Here is a 17,341-nt window from a genome sequence, read left to right as displayed (position 1 = left end):
CTCTCTTGCTGTGGCCGGTTGTCCCCCGGGCTGGTCATTAGCCGGAGCTTATGGGATCATTCCCCAAGGGAATCGCGGAGAGCGGCATGGACAGACCTGCCATGGCATCCGTCTTTCGGATGCGGCATGTACCTGCAAGCATTTCGGGCGTTCGCAGCCTGGGCCGAGGCCAGGCCGATCCGATCTTCCATTCGAGACCACTCGGCGAAGCGATCCGCTTCATCGCCCAGGCCGAGGGCCAATACGACCTCAGCGCCGTCGCCGTCTTCTATGGCGACCGCCAGACGCCGCCGCTCGGCAACCGCGAGATCAGGCAGCTCTGGAGCGAATATGGCGAGCGGTGGATGGAGGCCTGAACCGCGCCGGCTTTCCCCCGTCCGGATCGGAAACGCCCCTCATGCGTTCTTGAGGCGAGGTCAATGGGAGGAACGCCATGAACGTCGCCAATCTCCAGCTCGAGGGCCTGCTGATGGCTGTCGCCGCAATCAACCATGTGCTCGTCAAGAAAGGCGTGCTCAGCGTCGAGGAGATCGACATCGCGCTGCGCAAGGCCGAAGCCGGCGAGACCGGCGAGGAGCGCTCGGAGGCGATCTCGGCATCGAACCGCGACGCCATCAATTTCCCGATCCGCCTGCTCGAACTTGCCAACCAGTGCCAGCCGGAAGCGGACATGCCGTCCTTCTCCAAGCTGGCGCGCATGGTCGGGCAGATGAAGGAGCCGTATAACGACCAGATGTGAGGCGATGGGAGGGCGCCTTGCCTGGAGATGCAGGCGCCGCCCCTTATCCGCCCTTCGGGCACCTTCTCCCCCTAGAACGGGAAGAAGGAAGGGTCATGCCCGGCCCGGCCAGCCCTGCTTGAGCGCGAGCACGCTGCCCGGGCCGTGGACCGCGGCGTAGAGCAGGCCGGCGGCGAATGGGAAATGCGACATGAAGGCGCCGAACTCGGCCTGGTCCGCCGTCCAGTGTGACGGGCCGTGAAAGGCAAAGCCGAGGAAGACGACATAAACCGCGCCGATCAGCGCCAGCGGCGTCATGAAGGCGCCGGTCAGGAAGGCGATCACCAGCAGCGTTTCAAGGATCGCCGCGCACCAGGCGAGGAACAGGGGGAACGGGAAGCCGGCGGCGGCGATGTAGCCGGCCGTGGCGCCCATATCCATCAGCTTGAAGGCGACGCCCATGGCGAACATGGCGGCGAAGATCAGGCGGGCGACGAGAATGGCGGCGGTCTGCCAGGTCGATTGCGTTTCCACGATGTTCCTCCGGGTTTGTCTGTTGATGCCCCAAGGACGGGCGGAGGGAGATGGTTCCGACAGGGATGGAGAAAATTGTTTGGAGCGCCCTCTTCCTCGCCCCTGCCGCAGGCGGGGAGAGGTGGCGCGGCGAAGCCGCGACGGAGAGGGGGCTGCGCCGGCGGCGGCAGCATGAACGCCACGCGACGAGCCCTTCCCGCCAACTGTGCGCTCTACGGAGGCCCTCTCCGGCCGCTACGCGGCCACCTCTCCCCCCGCTTCGCGCGGGGCGAGGAAGAAGGCTCAGCCCGGATGGCTGATCGATTCCCGCACGGTGCCGTATTCGGCGCCCCAGCGATCGGTCATGTCGCAGCGTATGTCCCACAGGTCGGGGAAGAAGCGGTGGCGGGCGCCGCCTTCGAGGATTTCCACCGGCCGGCCCTTCAGCGACTTCGCGCCGAGCCCGATCGAGCGGTGGATCAGATAGAGGTGATTGGCGCGGAATTTCTGAAACAGCTCGTCGAATTCGATCAGCGCCTCGGCCACGACGTAAGCATCGCCGTGGTCGTAATGCTCGTCATAGATGTCCTGCACGGTCTGCCCGCGGCCATCGAGATAGGCATGTTTGAAGGCCCGCCAAAGATCCGGCGGCAGGCGCAGCAAAAGCTTGAAGCCCGGTGATTCCTGGCCGCTGCCATTGCCGAGCTGCAGGCGGATCTGCTGGTACTCCTTGGGCGACATGGTCTCCAGGAGATCGAGCTGCGCCGTCATCATGCGCATCAGCCGGTGGACGCGGCCCATCAGCGTGACGATGCGGTGCGTGTCCTGTCTCTCCAGATAGTCGAGGACATCGACCAGCGTGTAGGCGATGAGCTTCATCCACAATTCCTCGACCTGGTGCACGATCTGGAACTGCAGCTCGTCTGCGTTGACCATGTCGGCAAGCGGCTTCTGGCAGGCGAGCAGCTTGTCGCATTGCAGATAGACGCCGTAGTCGCGCATCTCGGGCGCCTCGATGCGGGCGTGGTAGTCGGATTTGTCCATGGCTCATCTCCTGGCGCGGGCATGGTTAGGCAGGCGCCAAGGATAGCGCGTTCGCGCTTGAACATTGTTCCTTTCTGTTATCCAATATTCCTGGATTGGAGCACGACACTTCGTCTTTATGGATATTTGGAGAACGCTTCATGCTGGATATGCTCGACCGCAAGATCGTGGCGGCCCTGGAGCGCGACGCGCGCCTCTCCTTCGGCGAGCTGGCCGAGGAAGTGGGCCTGAGCAAGACGCCATGCTGGAAACGGGTGAAGGCGATGGAAGAGGCCGGCGTCATCCGCGGCTATTCCACCCGTGTCGATCCCGCTTCGATCGGCTTCGGCATCGAGGCCTTCATCCAGGTGTCGATCGACTTCGAAGTGTCGGACGCCTTCGAGGCGGCAGTGAGGAAACACCCGCTGATCCGCCGCTGCTACGCCACGACCGGCGAGGCCGACTATCTCCTGCAGATCGTCACCGTCGACATGAGGGCGCTGGACAGGATGCTGCGCGAGGAGCTTAGCCGGCTGCCAGGCGTTCGCCGCACCGTCACCTCGATGGCGATGCGCGAGATCAAGGGCGACATCTCGTTCGCCGAGGCGGCGGCGCGTGCGTCGCTTTAGAAGCTGCAAGGTGATTTGAGGCCTCGGCGGCCCTCCCCAAACCGAACCGCGGATGCCAGCCGCACGGGCACCGCGCCGGACCCTGACTTTTTCTGGCATGGTCGAAGAACGGGCGCCGAACCGGTCTATAAGTCGGGATCGGGGGTATGCGGGTGGCTGATATCATCTCAAGCAGAATCGGGGCGGAGCCTGTCTTGTCGGCCGGGCGTCCGCGGTTTTTCACATCGACGGCGAATGCCGACATCGCGCGCCCCATCTTCCCACAACTCAGAAGCAATTCGGCAGCGGTGCTGCTCGCATCGACCATGCTGCTGGCGACGGCCATGGCAACCCACGCCGCGTCGGTCCTGCCGGAGCCGCGGGACGGAGTCCACCGGTCGATGGACCCGGCTGCGCTCATCCAGGACGCCAACCGCGCTCTTCTGGCTCAGGCCGCAGGGGGCAACGGCGGAAATGGGGGGAATGGTGGCTCCGGCGGAAATGGAGGGAATGGCGGCAACGGAGGGAATGGCGGCAACGGTGGCGCCGGCAATGGCGGCTCCGGCGGGAATGGCGGCGACGGCGGCAACGGTGGCGCCGGCAATGGCGGCTCCGGCGGGAATGGCGGCGACGGCGGCAACGGTGGCGTCGGCAACGGCGGCTCCGGCGGGAATGGCGGCGACGGCGGCAACGGTGGCGTCGGCAACGGCGGCTCCACCGGGAATGGCGGCGACGGCGGCAACGGTGGCGCCGGCAATGGCGGAACCGGCGGCAATGGCGGCGACGGCGGCAACGGTGGCACCGGCAATGGTGGAACCGGCGGCAATGGCAGTTCGGGCGGCGGTGGCGGCGCCGGCCATCACAACACCGGTTCCGGTCATTCCGGCAACGTCGGTTCCTGCGGCGCTTCCTGGCGATCGTCTTGCTGACGCGGCTTGACCTTAAGGCGCGTCGCGCCGAAGCGGATCAAACGGACCTGCAGCAAGCCTTTGTTTGCGCGCGGACGGAAAACCGCTGCGTAGTTTTCCTGGGATTGCTCTACGGACCGGTGCGGTAGGCGAAGTCGTCCATCGCGGCCTGCCAGGAGTGCTGCGTCCGGATCTCGAGCCGCGTGATGCGCATGTAGTCGGCCGCGAAATAGACCGGGCCGCTTGCGGACAGCACAAGCTGATCGTCATAGGCCGGCTGGTCGCCCCGCCAGGCCTTGAGAACAAGCGTCTCGCCCTCGGCGTCGTTCCAGCCGACGCCGAAATAGGCGCCCGTGAAATCGAACGGCTTGTCGCTGAACACCTGCCCGGGGTGGCCTGAGCTGTTATAGGCGATGAATTCGCCGGACATCGTCGTGTTGATGTAACCCGGGCCGTCGGTGAAACGCTGGTGCATGGCAACGAGATTGTACCAGTCGAGCCCGCCATAGCCGGACGGAATTTCGAACACGCCCGACGTCGTCATAAGGTCGTCGAAGCCGACGACGTGCTGTCGGGGCAGCGACCCCTCGGCGGGCCCGCCCTTGCCCGAAAACGCGGAGAGCACGACCGGCGCCTCGTCGACCACGATTTTGCGCCGTTCGGTCGCTCCGTCGGCCGAAACCTCGACCAGCCATTCGCCTGATGTCACGGGCGCGCTGAAGCGCCCATCCGGATCGACCTTGGCGGCGACGCCTACCCCGGCAGGCCCGGTGAGGGAAATTCGCGCCCCGGAAGCGGCTACGCCGCTGATCGTCAGGTCCGCCGCAAGGCCGACCGGATGCGTCGTGCGCTGGGCGATCATGTCGCCCGGCGAGCCGGGGGAAGCCGCATAATCGCTTTCCTGGGACGCGTTTGCGGTGGTGACGGAAAAGCCTGGCGGAGGCACGGCCCGGAACGAATAATGTCCGGGATCGACAACCTCGAGATTGCGCTGGAGAACCGACATCCGGAAGTTGGCAAAGCCGCTGACATTGGTCCATCGCATGATGGTGTCGCCATTCGGCTTGCCGAGCTCGACCGCCACATGCGACATCGGCCGGTCGCCGAGATCGTAGATCCCGTTCCTGTTGCGGTCGCGGAAAACCAGGATCGACGTGTTCATCTGGCCGCCGTTGAAGGCGTCCCACGTGCGCCTGGGATAATAGTCCGCCGCGCTGCCGGCACGCGCCGAGCCCCAGACCATGGCCAGGCCGGCGGCCGCGACGACGACGGCGCCCGGGAACGACAAACCACGCTTCACGAAATTTCCCCTCTGGCAGTCGGTGTCGGTCCGATCCCCTGGAGCCGCGCGATGATCCTGTCCACGGCATCCGCATCGAAATAGGCAAGATAGAGCAACGCCATGGTCGCGCTGAACGTATAGACCGGCAGCGTCAGATAGATGATGGCGTGAAAGGCCAGGCCCGGCAGGACCAGATAGCGCCTCGTCGCACGGAACGGCAGGCCGAAGGCAAGGCCATATTCGAGCGCGACCACACCGAAGGATACGACCGCGGCGGGCAAGGCAAGGCCGGCCGGGTAATCCGAACCCGCATAGAACCAGAGGAAGATCTGCTCGATCCGCGCGCCGCTCAGAAAGGCATGGTTCGACTTGTCGAAGGCGGCGAAGAAATAGAGCACCGACAGCTGCACCACGATCAGCCGCAGCCCCCACAGATTGCCACGCTCCGCCGGCGGCGCAACGCCCATGCGCTCGGCGTGCGCCACCGCCAAGTAGCGGCCCAGCGAATAGGAGCGGCCGCATGGGGTGAGCGCGACCAGAAGTGCCGCGACGGCGAGCAGATAGGTATGGTGGTGAGTCCAGGGCTCGCGCCCAAGCTGGTGGCCGAAATAATAGTACATCACCAGCCCGACCGACCCGGCCCAGACAGCGGCGGCGCGGCTCTGATAGCCCACGAACAGCAGCGTCGTCGCGACGAAGAAGTTGGCTGCCAGAAACAGGCCGATCGCCGACTGGTCCCTGTAGAGCAGCAACTCGCCGGCCCAGCGAGACCAGAACAGCATCGCCAGGCCGATGCGGATCAATGCGGAGGAGCGCGACGATCCCTCCGTATCGACCGCCCAGCCGACGAAGCGCGCCGCCACGGCGTGCGCCGAACGCCAGCTCATCCAGTCGGCGATCGCGTCAGCCGGCGCAGGCATTTTCGGCATCGGTATGGATGGTCTGCCAGCCATTGCGCGTGCCCAGCCGGGCGCGGACACGGATGTCGGCGCCCTGCCCGGCGACCGTGCAGAGCCGCTTGACGACGGATGCCAGTTCCTCGCGGCTTTCGATCCGCTTCAGCCTGCCGTCGCGAGAAGCGCCGAGCATCTCGAACCGGTCGAGCGGGATGAGCGCGCCGTCCGGCTGGCGGATTTCGAAGGAAGCGTCGATGACGCCCAGCCCGATCGCGCTGAACATGGTCCAGGAGCGCAGCCATGGCGTCTGCACCCCGAAGATTTGATCCACGGCCGGACCGGCGATCATGAACGCGGCGATCGCCGTGAAGGCGACCAGCCGCAAGCGTCCCGCCGACAGCCGTCCGGCAGGCTCCGCGCCTGTTCTGATCGAGATGATGTCCGCCACCGCGTACCCCCCGTCCCGACCATAGACCGGTTCAACGGCCGTTCCGCGACCATCCCAGAAAAAGTCAGGACGCGGCGCGGCGCGCGGGCACCCCACCCGCCTCGATGGCGAGGATCAAGGGCAAGATCTTTTGCGGAGGCTGCGGGTGCTCCCGAGCGGATGAGTGCTGGAGCGGACAACGTGGATGTCGGCGGGACAGCGGGCGCGGGGGATCGCGGCCCTAGGATTTTGCCGCTGGATCTTCGCTGGCGAACAAAGGCATAGCGTCAGTCGCCCGCGCCACCTTTTCCTTCTCCGCGTCGGCCTTGCGTTTCGGGCATTCCTCGAAATCATGGTCGCGGCCGCCGCAATAGGAGCAGCATTTGGCGGGGGTATCGGGGTTGAGCATCGAGACCATTCCCAAGAATGCACGAAAAGGTTCCCTGTTGCAGCAATTGCGTGAACGCCGCAATCACCGTCCAGCCCGATGCCCCCGATACCGCAATACCAGGGGCTCGCCGCTTGCGCGGCGGGCTCCCGCTCAGTCACCGCTCACGCATGCGCGTGGGGATGACGGAAGTCCCAGACGGCCCAGGCCGATGCCGCGACCACCAGCACGCCGAGCACGACGTGCGTGGCCATGACATGCGTGTCGGCCGCAAAGCCCAGCAGCCAGGGCGACACGATCAGCCAGAGCCCGAGGACGACGTTTACCCATTCCTCCCATTCGGCGAACACCGAAAGCGTCGCCAGCGCCACCGCGCCGAGCAGAACGCCGACTATCCAGGCGTTCCACGCGGGCACCATCGCCGCGGTGAATCCGATGACCCAGGGTGAGATGAACAGGCAAATCGCGAGGACCAGAGTGATCCAGTCCTGGCTCTTTCTTGCTTCCATCAGTTTGCTTGCCATGACAACCTCCATGGATGAAGCTTGACCAAAGCAATTGCATTCGCGTGGACATCGCACGCTTAGCCATTGATGTAATTACGCTTCTATGAAGCTGCAAGGTGCCGACCGGGTGGACAGCCCCGCGCGCCGGGTAGCGCAGCCTCTCAGAGGCTGAAGTCGGTTTCGTCCTCCGCCCCCAGCTGCGGCACGACGATTGCCTCGAGCGGCGCGTCGAGCTCCCACTTCACGCTGCCGGGAGCGCGTTCGAGGCTTGAGGAACCGCTCAGCGACTGCGGCGCCACCCGCTGCAGCACCACCGTGCCGAAACCCTTGCGGTCGGCGAAACCCTTGCGGTCGCCGAAACCCTTGCGGTCGGCCGCGTTCCGCCCGGCTTCGCTTGCTGTCGTCCCGGACGTTTCGTGCCACAGAAGATGAAAGCGCCGCTGCGCCTCGGGGCCGGCCTCGACCTTCCAGGTGATTTCGACGCGGCCGCCCTCGGCCGCCAGCGCGCCGTATTTGGCCGAGTTGGTGCCGAGCTCATGGAAGGCCATGCCGAGATTCTGCACCGCATTGGACTGCAGCGTAAGCAGCGGCCCGGAAAGCGAGATGCGCTCTTCGTGGCCGAAGGGCTTCAAATGCTCCTGGATCAGGTCGAAAAGGCTGGCGCCGGCCCATTCCGAGGTGACAAGCAAATCGTGCGAGCGCGACAGCGCCATGATGCGCGAGCGGATCATCTGCTCGAACTCGACAGGATCGGTCGAGCGCTTGCTGGTTTCCCTGACCATCGACAGGATCACCGCGAACTGGTTCTTTACCCGATGGTTGACTTCGCGCATCAGGAGGCGGATGCGGCGCTCGCTTTCCTTGGCGGCGGTGATGTCGCGGGCGATTTTCGATGCGCCGACGATGTCGCCGGCACTGTTCTTGATCGGCGAGATGGTCAGCGAAACGGCAACCAGCGATCCGTCCTTGCGCCTTCGGGTGGTCTCGAAGCTAGGGATGCGCTCACCGCCGCGGATCCGAGCGATAATCTCGCTCTCCTCGTTCTGCATATGATCGGGGATCAGCATCAGGATCGACTGGCCGATGGCCTCTTCGGCGCTGTAGCCGAAGACGCGCTCAGCCGCCTGGTTCCAATCGGTGATGATGCTGTTCAGATCCTTGCCGATGATGGCATCGTAGGAAGAATCGACGATGGCCGCCAGGCGTGCGTCAGCGCTTGCGTCCTGGCGGATAATCCCCCCGATTTTTGTCATATGCTGAAGGTAGCGCCGGACTGCATAAAGGCAACATCCTAATCGGCCGAGTTCTCGGCGTCGCCGTGCGCTTTCGCCGGTCGCACGACGCCGAAATCCTGCGACTTGATCCCGATTTCCGCCATCAGAAACCCTTCCGAGGCGAGGCCGCGGCGCAAAAGCTCCCGCACCGCCGCGGAGCGGCTGGGCATGCGCTTTTCAAAGCGCCAGTTCTCCAGAGCCGCGAGTTCTTCGTCATTGAGCATGATCTGCAAACGCTGCGGACGCTCAAGTTCAGCCACGTGTGCCTCCCTTTAAAGGCTACAAATGCCACGAGTTAGTATATGTCTTATTTTGCAATTAACTAGGTTACGTCCAATGAAACGTCAAGGTCGCTCTGTGAGTCAAAACCGCAACAGACCAACGATGCCAACGATGCGTCTACCAAGCACTACGTGCTCTATCATAACTGACTGATATCATTTCTATTTTTTTAATTTCCACTTGCCATTCCAGGGCCAGGGGAGCATCATCGAATCAAAGGGATAAACCGTCCGTGAAAGGGAGGGTTTTCCATGCGGATAAGATACACAAACAAGCTGAGAGACGACGCCCACAGCCGGGTACAGACCGCCCTGTGGGCTCACGGAGTCGTGAATCTGGTCGTGGTGGCTGAGGAGATAAGGCTCCTAAATCTCGCCGAAAACATCGCCCGCGAGGACATCGAGGAGTTGGTTCTGCAAGTCGCGCAACTCTATGGGGCGATCGTGGAATTCGATGAACAGGCGCTTACCGCGCTCGACCTGCCCGATGCCAGCGGCCGCGACAATCGCAACGATCTGGAAAAGGCGCTCAGCGAGCGATCCTTGCCGGACGGGTCCATGGAACACCTGCTTCAGGTGGATCGGGGCGCATAAAAGCCTCGCCCTCCCCCCATCAGTCGCGTCATGCGATTGGCGAACTTGGGGTCGAGGCCGCTGCGTTCAACCAATCGAGGCGCCCTGGAAACTTCCTCCTGCCTGCTCTCGCAGTATGACCTGCCGGCCAGCCTTTGCTGGCTAGCGCTTGCGGGCCGGTTTCTTCGGCGCGACGGGAGGTGCGTCGGCCTCTTGCGCCAGCCTGGCTTCGCGCAACCGCTTTGTCTTGGCAGCCCGGGCAGCCGCTTCCAGGTCCTGTATCTGTCGCGCGACGCGGGACGTCGTGTCGGTCTTGGCTTCCGTGCGGGATGGGACCGGCTTGAACAGGCCGGTATCCGGTAGCGACTTCATTGTTTTCTCCTTGTTTCACGCAATTCCGTACGAAAAAGCGCGTCACACTTTTCCAGGAATTGCCTAAAGCGCGTCGCGTCGAAACGGATTCACGCGACGCGCTTTAGGTCGTTGCTTGATGCATGTCGTTGTCGCAAAACCGAGGTCACTTTTGCGCGACATGCATTAGAACAAAAAAGGCCGGGCACAGCCCGACCTTCTCCAACGCGCGTGTGCGGCCGATGCCAGTACATCCGTGGTCAAAGGACCCCGAGGCGCTGTGATCAGGCGGCTTGCAGATTGTCTGCCGAGCTCTTGCCGTTGCGAGCATCCTTCACGATGTCGAAGCTGACCTTCTGGCCCTCGACCAGAGAGCGCAGTCCTGCGCGCTCCACGGCTGAAATATGGACGAATACGTCCGGCTGGCCGCCGCCCTGCTCGATAAAGCCGAAACCCTTGGTGGCATTGAAGAACTTCACCGTTCCAGTAGTCATTGCGATCTCCTTACAAATCGACGCAAAATTATACGCGCCCGACAATCGCCGAGCGACGCTATCTTCGAAATTGAGAGGGAAGATCGTAAGTGCGCCATTTAGCGCGAAAACAACGTTCTTTCAGCAAGATCGATCTTCCATACATAGCGCTAAATTTCCTGATCGACAAGGCTTTTCAAAATAATACTTCCGAAGATGGTGTTGCGATCGAGAGCCAACCAGCCGAGGGCAACGAGCCAGCCGACAAGGCGTTGGATCCTGGAAGAGAAAGGGCAACGGCGGACGACAACCCGATCTGGAATGAGAACCACCTACCCTTGGACGAGTTCGTGCAGCGGCTGGTGAGCGAAACGGAAATAGGCGAAGCGCAGGCGCTCGAACTCATCTATCTGGTCGGCTTGAACTGGAGCTCGCTTATTCGCGAGGCCAAGGCGATCGCATCGCAGTCTTAAAGCGCGTCGCGCTGAAGCGGATTCAGGCGACGCGCTTTAAGCCTTTGTTTTGCTGCATGTCGTTGTCCCAGAACCGCTGCACACTTCTGGGCGACATGCATTAAGGTTCAGCCCCTTGCATCCAGACGATCAAGGATGGTCAGGCCGGTCTCGTATCTCTCCGCCGGAGCACCCGCCTGGTGAGCCTGCCAAAGATTGTCCTTGAGATCCGCCTCCTTTACCGGTCGCGCCAGTTCATTGGAGACGGCGCGACAGATGAAGCCCTCTTCGCTCTCGTCCAGACGCCTCGTCAGCGCATCGACGGCAGCCACGACCACGAATCCAAAACCCGCCGACTGTAGCCGGTCGAGCGTCCAGCCCTCGCCCTTCTCAATGACGTCATGCAGGTAAGCGACGGTCTTTTCATCAAGCGTTTCGACGGCATCGGCTACGCGTCGCAAGTGTTCGATATAGGGCCGGCCGGTCTTGTCCGTTTGTCCGCGATGGGCCTCTTCAGCGATCCTTGCTGCTTCGTGGAGCATGGTCTTCCAATCTCGTCACAATAAAGCCCGTCCCGGCGAGGGACGGCCGAGGCGGGCTTGCTCGGGCCTGAGCCCCGGGTGGCGCGCTTTTCGCGGGGGAAGCGGGCTGCGCGCCATCCTGCATTCAAGAACATCGGCGCCAGGCGAATGTTCCGCTGCTCGCGGATTTTTAAGAACGGTCAGGCCATCTGTGGCACCCTTCGAAGCGGCGCCTAAAAAGAAGCCCGGACCAGGAGCCGGGCAAGAGAAGTCTTGGGAACATGCTGACCGGAGGGGCCTGGTTCAGCGCTTGCCAGTTTGCCGGTTCAATATGACCGCCAGATGAAACCTCCTTCGGCCATGTCGTTGGGCTCGGTGCAGGATCTCGACGCAGAAAAGCTTTTCGGCAGGAACCTCGCGACGGCGTTGCCGTTAGCCTTCCGTGTCCAACAGGAGGTCCGGCAATGGATTGGAACCGCGTCGAAGGCAATTGGAAGCAGATGAAGGGCAAGGTCAAGGAACAGTGGGGCAAGCTCACCGACGACGACCTCGACCGCATTGCGGGAAAGCGCGACCAGCTCGAAGGCAAGATCCAGGAACGCTACGGCCTGGAGAAGGATCGCGTGCGCCGCGACATCGACGACTGGTATAACATGCAGGGCTGGTAGCAGCCGGCTTCCCGAAAACGAAGGCGTTGCCTCGCGGCAGCGCCTTTTCCTTTGGCTGTTCAGGCGAGCTCGATACGGTCGCGTAGCTCCGTCTCGATTCCTTGCTCGAGCGGCGCGGGCGGTTCTACCGTCCGGCCAAGGCGGAGTCCCGCCAGCGCCGCGGCGTCGCGGCGGAATTTTTCGCGCGACACCGTGCGGCCCTGCTCCAGCCAGCCCGCGGCGTGCAGGATGAAATGGGCGCCCGAGGACAGCGCGGCCGAAAGCACCCTGCCCCCTTCCGCGCCGGATTGCGCATCGTCGACCTTAGCCGAGGTGACGGCGCCGTCGCCCCGCGCCGGCACGCCGAGCCGCCTGCCCAGTTCCGCGGCGTAGAACTGGACGAGCTGCGAAGCCGGGTCGCCGAAGTTGGGCTGCATCCGGCGCATGTCGAACGGATAGGCGAGGATGCCCATCACCACCGGCGCGCCCGGGCGCCAGAGCTGCGCCAACGCTAGCCCGGCCAGCACCTCGGCGTAGCCCTGGATCAGCGCGCCGGCCACGGTGACGGGCGCCGTCGCGCCCATCATCATATAGGACGAGACCATGCTCGCCTCGCCCTTCAGCGCGATCGCCCGCAGGCACTTCAACGGGTTCGGCCAATAGGTGAGCGGCGGCGTGGCGTTGATGAGGTGGACAAGATTGCATTCGCCGGGGAGCGCCGGCCGGCCGATCGCGGCTGCGGTCAGGTCGATCACCGCCTCGGCGGCCGCCGGCGAAGCGATGCTGCCCATGAACGGCTTGTCGGAATGGGTGAGATGCGCAAGCAGCATCTCCAGCGGCCGCCGGTCCTCGGCGACGTCCTCCATGACGCAGATCATCTGCCCGGTGTTGGTCAGCCCCGGCGCGGCATGCGCGGCGGCGACGAGCTCGCCGTAGATCCGCCGGCTGCCGGTCACTCTCGTTCCATTGTCGAGCACGACATTGGGCGCGCCATAAATCGGCGCGAGGACGGGCGCCGCGCCTTCGCCGACCGGCGTGTCCCGCGCCGGGTTCCTGCCGCGCAGCAGGAACCTTGCTGGCGCATGCCGGCGCACGATGCGGCGCAGCTCGGCCCCATCCAGGCGTACCACATCGCCGCTCGCCACGCCGCCCGCCTGCTTCAGCATGTCGAGGGTTTGCGGATCGTCGAGGAAGCGGATGCCGGTTTCCTCGAGCACCCGGTCGGCCGCTTTCTCGATCGTCTCGAGCCCGGCCTCGTCGCACCCGGCACGATAGGGGGAGGCAACGAAATCCGCCGCCACGCGATGTTCAGGAACCAATGAAGCCGACATGCATCCCCCGGCCGGCACAAAAGGTTCGACGGCGCCGACGGATCGGATTATCCGGATTCGGTTTGCCTTCGCGACGCTCCCGGCGCGCCAACTTGCGTCGCTTCCAGAAAGGCATGGCATCGGGAACGGAAGGTCCCGGCGATCGGCGACGCCGGCCGCAATGCGTTCGTCGGCATTTCGCCGGGGAAAGGCGCCGAAGTATCAAATGTTAGCGCGCTTTGACCAACAACCCCATACCTCGTCAAACGTGCCTGTTCTTGAATCCCTTGTGACATCCCCTGTGACCGGGCCGCTCGGCCCGCTCATGGAAGACATGAATGCTTGAATCGCTTTTCCTGAATCTCGGCCAGCACGACAGCCTGTCGGATGAGGAGCAGGCGCTGCTCGGCGACCTCATGGCGGGCGAGCGCAGCTTTTCGGCCGGGCAGGATATCGTCGCGTCGGGATCGCGGCCGGCCTACAGCACACTCATCCTCGACGGCCTCGCTGCCCGCTACAAGGTGCTTGCCGATGGCGGCCGGCAATTCACCTCGCTGCAGGTTCCTGGCGATTTCGTCGACCTCTATGCCTTCCTGCTGAAGACGATGGATCACGGCGTCATCGCGCTCTCGCCCTGCCGCGTCATCCTGGCCGACCATTCGAAGCTGCGCAGCATCACCGAGCGGGCGCCGCACCTCACGCGGCTGTTGTGGCTCGACACGCTGATCGACGGCGCCATCCACCGCGAGTGGATCGTCGCCATGGGGCGGCGCTCGAAAGTCTCGCATCTGGCGCATCTGTTCTGCGAGCTGTTCGTCAGGCTGCAGGTGGTCAAGCGCACCAACGGCATGAGCTTCCATCTGCCCGTTTCGCAAGCCGAGCTCTCCGATGTGCTCGGTCTGTCGGTGGTGCATATGAACCGCGTCATCAGCGCGCTGCGCAACAGCGGCGTGATCGCCTGGGCGGCCCATACGGTGACGATCCTCGACTGGCAGAAGCTGCAGCAGATCGCCGAGTTCGACCCGACCTATCTCTCGATGACGCGCGAGCCGCGTTAGCCGGAAACTCACGGGTCAAATCCTCACCGTCTTCTTCGTCAATCGGTGAAAACTGCGAACAATCTGCCCGGACCGCCGTGCGCCAGGCAGGCGATGGGAATGATACTCGATTGCCTTGCTTGTTTTTCGTCCGCTAGCTGGAACTATTTCGCGTCAAGAACGCTATCTCGATGCGGATTTTCTAAATTAGGCAGGGAGACGCGTACCATGAAAACCAAAGTGATCTTGATGAGTGCGTTCGCGATTTCGGTCATGACATGCTCGGCATTTGCTGGCGCGAGCACCGGAACGTCCGCGCTGGACGATCCCCAGAAAATGTCGCCCTTCTTCACCGATGCCGGCATGAAAACCATGAGGTCGGGCGATGAGTTCAAGAAAGCCTGGATGGCGCTTACCGAAGAGGATCGCGCGTCCATGAAGAAAGACTGCGCAGACGAGACCATCGCGAAGTCCCACGATGAATTCTGCAAGGCGACCAGGGACCTCGCCGGCAATAACTGAGCGTCTCAGAAGAGCGCTGGACGCCCGCACCGGAGCGAGCGTCCAGCACTTGCTGTACTTAAAGAGCGGCCCTATGCCTGCAGCGATGTTGCGACCTACTCGTTGCAATTCGTGACGAATTAACCGCCCCTCATATCAAATGTACTTTCAACGCCTCGCGTTGCCGCTCAAACTCGCAGGGCTGCGGGGACCCGGCGCAATGAGGGCCTATCGCGTCGAGGAATTGGACGGCGAGACCGTCCTTGCAAGCCACGCCGTCGAGGCGATGGCGCCGTTCGAGGCTGCCCGAAAGGCGCTCGGGGTCGAGGTCACGCTGCGCGGCGACGCCGCGAAATGGATCCGGGTCGTCGAGCTGACGCGGCTTCGCCCCGGTGTGTTCGGGTTCAAGGTCGTGGGCCGCAGAAGCTAGATGGCGCCGACGCAAATGCGGGCTGGCCAAACAAATGTTGATGATGACCGTGTGGCCGCGATGCCAAGGTGGCGGTCCCGGTGGAACCGACGTCATGTCCGCCGGTTACATCATGCCTTCATTAGCCGGTGCTCATTTTATGTGGAACGGCCTCACCCAGCCTCTTGCGCAGCCCGTCGCCCCGACGGCCGCTTCTTTCCCGCTTGAGCGAAGCTGGAAAGGCCGGCAATGACCGAGGTCGGTTCCCAGGTCGAGGGAGAACAAAGCAACACGCCGGCAAAGGGCCCGTTCCAGCGGTTCCTCCGCACGATCGGGCCAGGCTTCATTACCGGCGCGTCCGATGACGATCCGTCTGGTATCGGAACTTACAGCCAGGCCGGCGCCCAGCTCGGCTTCAACATCGGCTGGGTCATGCTGTTCACCTTCCCGCTGATGGCCGCGATCCAGGAGATCGCCGCCCGTATCGGGCGCACCACGGGCGAAGGTATTTCCGGCAATCTCAGCCGGCACTATCCGGCCTCGCTGCTTTACGCGGTCGTCATGCTGCTGTTCCTCGCCAACGTCATCAATATCGGCGCCGATCTCAGCGCCATGGCAGATGCATTGAAGCTGCTCGTCGGTGGGCCGAGCCCGCTCTATGTGATCGCTTTCGCGATCGTCTGTATCGGCGCGATCGTCTTCCTCGACTACACCCGCTATGTGAAAGTCCTCAAATGGACCACCTTGAGCCTGTTCGCCTATGTTGCCGCGATGTTCGCCGCGAATGTGCCTTGGGCGGACGCGGCCAAAGGGCTGTTCATCCCGCACATCGAATGGAGCGGCGCCTTCTTCACCACGCTGCTGGCAATCCTCGGCACGACGATCTCGCCTTATCTGTTCTTCTGGCAAGCCTCGCAGGAGGTTGAAGAGGAAGAGCTCAGGCCAACCGCCAAGCCGCTGCGGTGGGCGCCGTGGCAGGCGCCCAGAGCCTTCCGGCGGATACGCGCCGATACGCTGGTCGGAATGGCCTTTTCGAATCTGATCGCCATCGCGATTATCTTCACTACGGCCGCCACCCTCCACAAGGCAGGGGTGACGGACATTGCTTCGTCCACCGACGCGGCAAAGGCGCTGGAGCCGGCGGCCGGAAAATTCGCCTTCATTATTTTCTCGATGGGAATTATCGGCACCGGGCTTCTGGCTGTGCCGGTGCTGGCTGGGTCAGCGGCTTTCGCCGTCGGCGAAGCGCTGCGCTGGCCGGTCGGGCTGCAGCGCAAGCCGAAGGAAGCCGTGGCGTTCTACGCGACGCTCGCCGCTGCCACAGCTCTTGGCACCGGGATCATGTTCACACCGATAGACCCGATCAAGGCGCTTTACTGGAGCGCTATCATCAATGGCATATGCGCCGTTCCCGTGATGATCGTCATGATGCTGATGGCCGGCCGCAAGGACGTGATGGGGGAGCTCCCTTTGCAAGGCTGGCTGCGGGCGCTTGGCTGGCTATCGACGTTGACAATGGCAGCCTCGTCGGTGGGCCTCGTGGCGCAGTGGTTCCTATAGAGGGACTGCGACCCGCCTTACCACCGGCCCCGTTTCCATACCAGAGCCAGGTCAACAACAAATGATGTTTTGGGCGGGTCCCCGCATGAATTTCTTTCTGGAACAAGTTCAGTCAGGCCGTGTTGTTGATGATCCAACCTCACCAGGAGATGCAGATATGGCGACGACGAAGGCGGCCTCGAACAAGGGCCTGAACGAACTTTTCCACGACACGCTGAAGGACATCTATTTCGCCGAGAAGAAGATTCTCGCCACGCTGCCGAAGATGGCCAAGGCGGCACAGGATGACGCGCTGAAGGCCGCGTTCGAAAAACATCGCGACCAGACCGAAGAACATGTCGCGCGTCTCGAGGAAGTCTTCGAGGTGATCGACAAGAAGCCGGCCGGCAAGACGTGTGCCGCCATTATGGGCATCACCGAGGAAGGCGCCGAGATCATGGACGAGTACAAGGGATCTCCGTCGCTCGACGCAGGTCTGCTGGCCGCTGCTCAAGCCGTCGAGCACTATGAGATTTCGCGCTACGGCACGCTGAGGACCTGGGCGCAGGAGCTCGGCCTGACCGAAGCCGTCACCCTGCTCGACAAGACGCTGACCGAAGAAAAGGAAACGGACGCAGCGCTCACCCAGCTCGCCGAATCCGCGGTCAATGTCGCGGCTGAAGCCGCGTAGCGACGATCCGCGC

25 protein-coding genes are annotated in these 17,341 nt (G+C 63.3%); 12 read left to right on the top strand and 13 right to left on the bottom strand.

The annotated features are described in order from the left end of the window. Positions 1 to 86: 86 nt before the first annotated feature. Together FJW07_RS06580 and FJW07_RS06575 are read left to right on the top strand one after the other, a co-directional pair. A complete protein-coding gene (locus FJW07_RS06580) occupies positions 87 to 356 on the top strand; it encodes a hypothetical protein (RefSeq protein WP_140640957.1) in 270 nt (89 codons plus the stop codon). Between the two features lie 77 nt (positions 357 to 433). Further along, entirely contained in the window at positions 434 to 739 is a 306-nt protein-coding gene (locus tag FJW07_RS06575) for a hypothetical protein (RefSeq protein WP_140651970.1), read from the top strand. A gap of 93 nt (positions 740 to 832) precedes the next feature. Here the strand turns inward: FJW07_RS06575 and FJW07_RS06570 are convergent, their stop codons facing one another. Further along, the gene (locus FJW07_RS06570; RefSeq protein ID WP_140640953.1) at positions 833 to 1,255 is read right to left on the bottom strand and encodes a DoxX family protein; all 423 of its coding nucleotides are present in this window, start codon (positions 1,253 to 1,255) and stop codon (positions 833 to 835) included. A 279-nt stretch (positions 1,256 to 1,534) separates the two neighbouring features. After that, on the bottom strand, positions 1,535 to 2,275 hold the full coding sequence (locus tag FJW07_RS06565) for a tryptophan 2,3-dioxygenase family protein (RefSeq protein WP_140855299.1): 741 nt from the start codon (positions 2,273 to 2,275) through the stop codon (positions 1,535 to 1,537). Between the two features lie 140 nt (positions 2,276 to 2,415). Between FJW07_RS06565 and FJW07_RS06560 the strand changes: the two genes are divergently transcribed. Beyond that, complete coding sequence (locus FJW07_RS06560) at positions 2,416 to 2,883, top strand: Lrp/AsnC family transcriptional regulator (RefSeq protein WP_140640949.1); 468 nt, start codon at positions 2,416 to 2,418, stop codon at positions 2,881 to 2,883. Between the two features lie 323 nt (positions 2,884 to 3,206). Further along, positions 3,207 to 3,791, top strand: a complete 585-nt coding sequence (locus tag FJW07_RS31645) for a hypothetical protein (protein ID WP_181182582.1) — start codon at positions 3,207 to 3,209, stop codon at positions 3,789 to 3,791. Positions 3,792 to 3,900: 109 nt separating this feature from the next. Here FJW07_RS31645 and FJW07_RS06550 read toward each other — a convergent pair whose 3' ends face one another. From FJW07_RS06550 to FJW07_RS06525, 7 genes are all read right to left on the bottom strand, one after another. After that, entirely contained in the window at positions 3,901 to 5,070 is a 1,170-nt protein-coding gene (locus FJW07_RS06550; protein ID WP_140855297.1) for an SdrD B-like domain-containing protein, read from the bottom strand. Beyond that, entirely contained in the window at positions 5,067 to 5,972 is a 906-nt protein-coding gene (locus FJW07_RS06545) for an HTTM domain-containing protein (protein ID WP_181182581.1), read from the bottom strand. The genes FJW07_RS06550 and FJW07_RS06545 overlap by 4 nt, the downstream gene beginning before the upstream one ends. Further along, positions 5,956 to 6,396, bottom strand: coding sequence for a hypothetical protein (locus FJW07_RS06540; RefSeq protein WP_140855293.1), 441 nt, complete (start codon positions 6,394 to 6,396; stop codon positions 5,956 to 5,958). The genes FJW07_RS06545 and FJW07_RS06540 overlap by 17 nt, the downstream gene beginning before the upstream one ends. Before the next feature lie 220 nt (positions 6,397 to 6,616). Beyond that, positions 6,617 to 6,784 carry a hypothetical protein gene (locus FJW07_RS31640; protein WP_181182580.1) on the bottom strand — a complete coding sequence of 56 codons (168 nt, stop codon included), beginning with the start codon at positions 6,782 to 6,784 and terminating at the stop codon, positions 6,617 to 6,619. Between the two features lie 143 nt (positions 6,785 to 6,927). Continuing rightward, positions 6,928 to 7,287, bottom strand: a complete 360-nt coding sequence (locus FJW07_RS06535) for an SPW repeat protein (protein WP_140855291.1) — start codon at positions 7,285 to 7,287, stop codon at positions 6,928 to 6,930. 143 nt (positions 7,288 to 7,430) lie between these two features. After that, a complete protein-coding gene (locus FJW07_RS06530; RefSeq protein ID WP_140855289.1) occupies positions 7,431 to 8,522 on the bottom strand; it encodes a PAS domain S-box protein in 1,092 nt (363 codons plus the stop codon). Between the two features lie 38 nt (positions 8,523 to 8,560). Continuing rightward, positions 8,561 to 8,803, bottom strand: coding sequence for a hypothetical protein (locus tag FJW07_RS06525; RefSeq protein ID WP_140640937.1), 243 nt, complete (start codon positions 8,801 to 8,803; stop codon positions 8,561 to 8,563). A 351-nt stretch (positions 8,804 to 9,154) separates the two neighbouring features. Between FJW07_RS06525 and FJW07_RS06520 the strand changes: the two genes are divergently transcribed. Next, positions 9,155 to 9,418 (top strand): hypothetical protein, encoded by a 264-nt coding sequence (locus tag FJW07_RS06520; protein ID WP_140855287.1) that lies wholly within the window; start codon positions 9,155 to 9,157, stop codon positions 9,416 to 9,418. A 141-nt stretch (positions 9,419 to 9,559) separates the two neighbouring features. Here the strand turns inward: FJW07_RS06520 and FJW07_RS06515 are convergent, their stop codons facing one another. Then, positions 9,560 to 9,769 carry a hypothetical protein gene (locus tag FJW07_RS06515; RefSeq protein WP_140640933.1) on the bottom strand — a complete coding sequence of 70 codons (210 nt, stop codon included), beginning with the start codon at positions 9,767 to 9,769 and terminating at the stop codon, positions 9,560 to 9,562. Between the two features lie 263 nt (positions 9,770 to 10,032). Then, positions 10,033 to 10,242 carry a cold-shock protein gene (locus FJW07_RS06510; protein ID WP_140640931.1) on the bottom strand — a complete coding sequence of 70 codons (210 nt, stop codon included), beginning with the start codon at positions 10,240 to 10,242 and terminating at the stop codon, positions 10,033 to 10,035. 89 nt (positions 10,243 to 10,331) lie between these two features. Between FJW07_RS06510 and FJW07_RS06505 the strand changes: the two genes are divergently transcribed. Further along, a complete protein-coding gene (locus tag FJW07_RS06505; protein ID WP_140855285.1) occupies positions 10,332 to 10,694 on the top strand; it encodes a hypothetical protein in 363 nt (120 codons plus the stop codon). Between the two features lie 107 nt (positions 10,695 to 10,801). Here the strand turns inward: FJW07_RS06505 and FJW07_RS06500 are convergent, their stop codons facing one another. Continuing rightward, the gene (locus FJW07_RS06500; protein ID WP_140651983.1) at positions 10,802 to 11,215 is read right to left on the bottom strand and encodes an HD domain-containing protein; all 414 of its coding nucleotides are present in this window, start codon (positions 11,213 to 11,215) and stop codon (positions 10,802 to 10,804) included. Between the two features lie 443 nt (positions 11,216 to 11,658). On the opposite strand from FJW07_RS06500, the gene FJW07_RS06495 reads away from it, so the two are divergent. Continuing rightward, positions 11,659 to 11,862, top strand: coding sequence for a CsbD family protein (locus FJW07_RS06495; protein WP_140855283.1), 204 nt, complete (start codon positions 11,659 to 11,661; stop codon positions 11,860 to 11,862). 59 nt (positions 11,863 to 11,921) lie between these two features. Here FJW07_RS06495 and FJW07_RS06490 read toward each other — a convergent pair whose 3' ends face one another. After that, entirely contained in the window at positions 11,922 to 13,172 is a 1,251-nt protein-coding gene (locus FJW07_RS06490; protein ID WP_140855281.1) for a trimethylamine methyltransferase family protein, read from the bottom strand. A 317-nt stretch (positions 13,173 to 13,489) separates the two neighbouring features. Here FJW07_RS06490 and FJW07_RS06485 point away from each other — a divergent pair, with 317 nt between their 5' ends. The 5 genes from FJW07_RS06485 (at position 13,490) to FJW07_RS06465 (ending at position 17,328) form a co-directional block, all read left to right on the top strand. Beyond that, entirely contained in the window at positions 13,490 to 14,209 is a 720-nt protein-coding gene (locus FJW07_RS06485; protein WP_140855279.1) for a Crp/Fnr family transcriptional regulator, read from the top strand. Between the two features lie 207 nt (positions 14,210 to 14,416). Next, positions 14,417 to 14,710, top strand: coding sequence for a hypothetical protein (locus FJW07_RS06480; RefSeq protein ID WP_140651987.1), 294 nt, complete (start codon positions 14,417 to 14,419; stop codon positions 14,708 to 14,710). A gap of 199 nt (positions 14,711 to 14,909) precedes the next feature. Beyond that, a complete protein-coding gene (locus FJW07_RS06475; RefSeq protein ID WP_140855277.1) occupies positions 14,910 to 15,119 on the top strand; it encodes a hypothetical protein in 210 nt (69 codons plus the stop codon). Between the two features lie 228 nt (positions 15,120 to 15,347). After that, on the top strand, positions 15,348 to 16,658 hold the full coding sequence (locus tag FJW07_RS06470; protein WP_140855275.1) for an Nramp family divalent metal transporter: 1,311 nt from the start codon (positions 15,348 to 15,350) through the stop codon (positions 16,656 to 16,658). Positions 16,659 to 16,815: 157 nt separating this feature from the next. Continuing rightward, the gene (locus FJW07_RS06465) at positions 16,816 to 17,328 is read left to right on the top strand and encodes a ferritin-like domain-containing protein (RefSeq protein ID WP_140651991.1); all 513 of its coding nucleotides are present in this window, start codon (positions 16,816 to 16,818) and stop codon (positions 17,326 to 17,328) included. Positions 17,329 to 17,341 lie beyond the last annotated feature (13 nt).

Origin of the sequence: Mesorhizobium sp. B3-1-9, from assembly GCF_006439595.1 — a bacterium.
GTDB lineage: Bacteria > Pseudomonadota > Alphaproteobacteria > Rhizobiales > Rhizobiaceae > Mesorhizobium.
The sequence above is the reverse complement of the archived record's forward strand: the minus strand, read 5'-3'. Positions and strand labels throughout refer to the sequence as shown.

Excerpts from the sequence above, each read along its gene's own strand:
- FJW07_RS06530 (WP_140855289.1), bottom strand. The coding sequence starts at position 8,522 with ATGACAAAAATCGGGGGGATTATCCGCCAGGACGCAAGCGCTGACGCA.
- FJW07_RS06580 (WP_140640957.1), top strand. The coding sequence starts at position 87 with ATGGACAGACCTGCCATGGCATCCGTCTTTCGGATGCGGCATGTACCT.
- FJW07_RS06485 (WP_140855279.1), top strand. The coding sequence starts at position 13,490 with ATGCTTGAATCGCTTTTCCTGAATCTCGGCCAGCACGACAGCCTGTCG.
- FJW07_RS06565 (WP_140855299.1), bottom strand. The coding sequence starts at position 2,275 with ATGGACAAATCCGACTACCACGCCCGCATCGAGGCGCCCGAGATGCGC.
- FJW07_RS06470 (WP_140855275.1), top strand. The coding sequence starts at position 15,348 with ATGACCGAGGTCGGTTCCCAGGTCGAGGGAGAACAAAGCAACACGCCG.
- FJW07_RS06465 (WP_140651991.1), top strand. The coding sequence starts at position 16,816 with ATGGCGACGACGAAGGCGGCCTCGAACAAGGGCCTGAACGAACTTTTC.
- FJW07_RS31645 (WP_181182582.1), top strand. The coding sequence starts at position 3,207 with ATGGCAACCCACGCCGCGTCGGTCCTGCCGGAGCCGCGGGACGGAGTC.
- FJW07_RS06515 (WP_140640933.1), bottom strand. The coding sequence starts at position 9,769 with ATGAAGTCGCTACCGGATACCGGCCTGTTCAAGCCGGTCCCATCCCGC.
- FJW07_RS06475 (WP_140855277.1), top strand. The coding sequence starts at position 14,910 with ATGAGGGCCTATCGCGTCGAGGAATTGGACGGCGAGACCGTCCTTGCA.
- FJW07_RS06535 (WP_140855291.1), bottom strand. The coding sequence starts at position 7,287 with ATGGCAAGCAAACTGATGGAAGCAAGAAAGAGCCAGGACTGGATCACT.
- FJW07_RS06480 (WP_140651987.1), top strand. The coding sequence starts at position 14,417 with ATGAAAACCAAAGTGATCTTGATGAGTGCGTTCGCGATTTCGGTCATG.
- FJW07_RS06545 (WP_181182581.1), bottom strand. The coding sequence starts at position 5,972 with ATGCCTGCGCCGGCTGACGCGATCGCCGACTGGATGAGCTGGCGTTCG.
- FJW07_RS06510 (WP_140640931.1), bottom strand. The coding sequence starts at position 10,242 with ATGACTACTGGAACGGTGAAGTTCTTCAATGCCACCAAGGGTTTCGGC.
- FJW07_RS06490 (WP_140855281.1), bottom strand. The coding sequence starts at position 13,172 with ATGTCGGCTTCATTGGTTCCTGAACATCGCGTGGCGGCGGATTTCGTT.
- FJW07_RS06495 (WP_140855283.1), top strand. The coding sequence starts at position 11,659 with ATGGATTGGAACCGCGTCGAAGGCAATTGGAAGCAGATGAAGGGCAAG.
- FJW07_RS06560 (WP_140640949.1), top strand. The coding sequence starts at position 2,416 with ATGCTGGATATGCTCGACCGCAAGATCGTGGCGGCCCTGGAGCGCGAC.
- FJW07_RS06500 (WP_140651983.1), bottom strand. The coding sequence starts at position 11,215 with ATGCTCCACGAAGCAGCAAGGATCGCTGAAGAGGCCCATCGCGGACAA.
- FJW07_RS06575 (WP_140651970.1), top strand. The coding sequence starts at position 434 with ATGAACGTCGCCAATCTCCAGCTCGAGGGCCTGCTGATGGCTGTCGCC.
- FJW07_RS31640 (WP_181182580.1), bottom strand. The coding sequence starts at position 6,784 with ATGCTCAACCCCGATACCCCCGCCAAATGCTGCTCCTATTGCGGCGGC.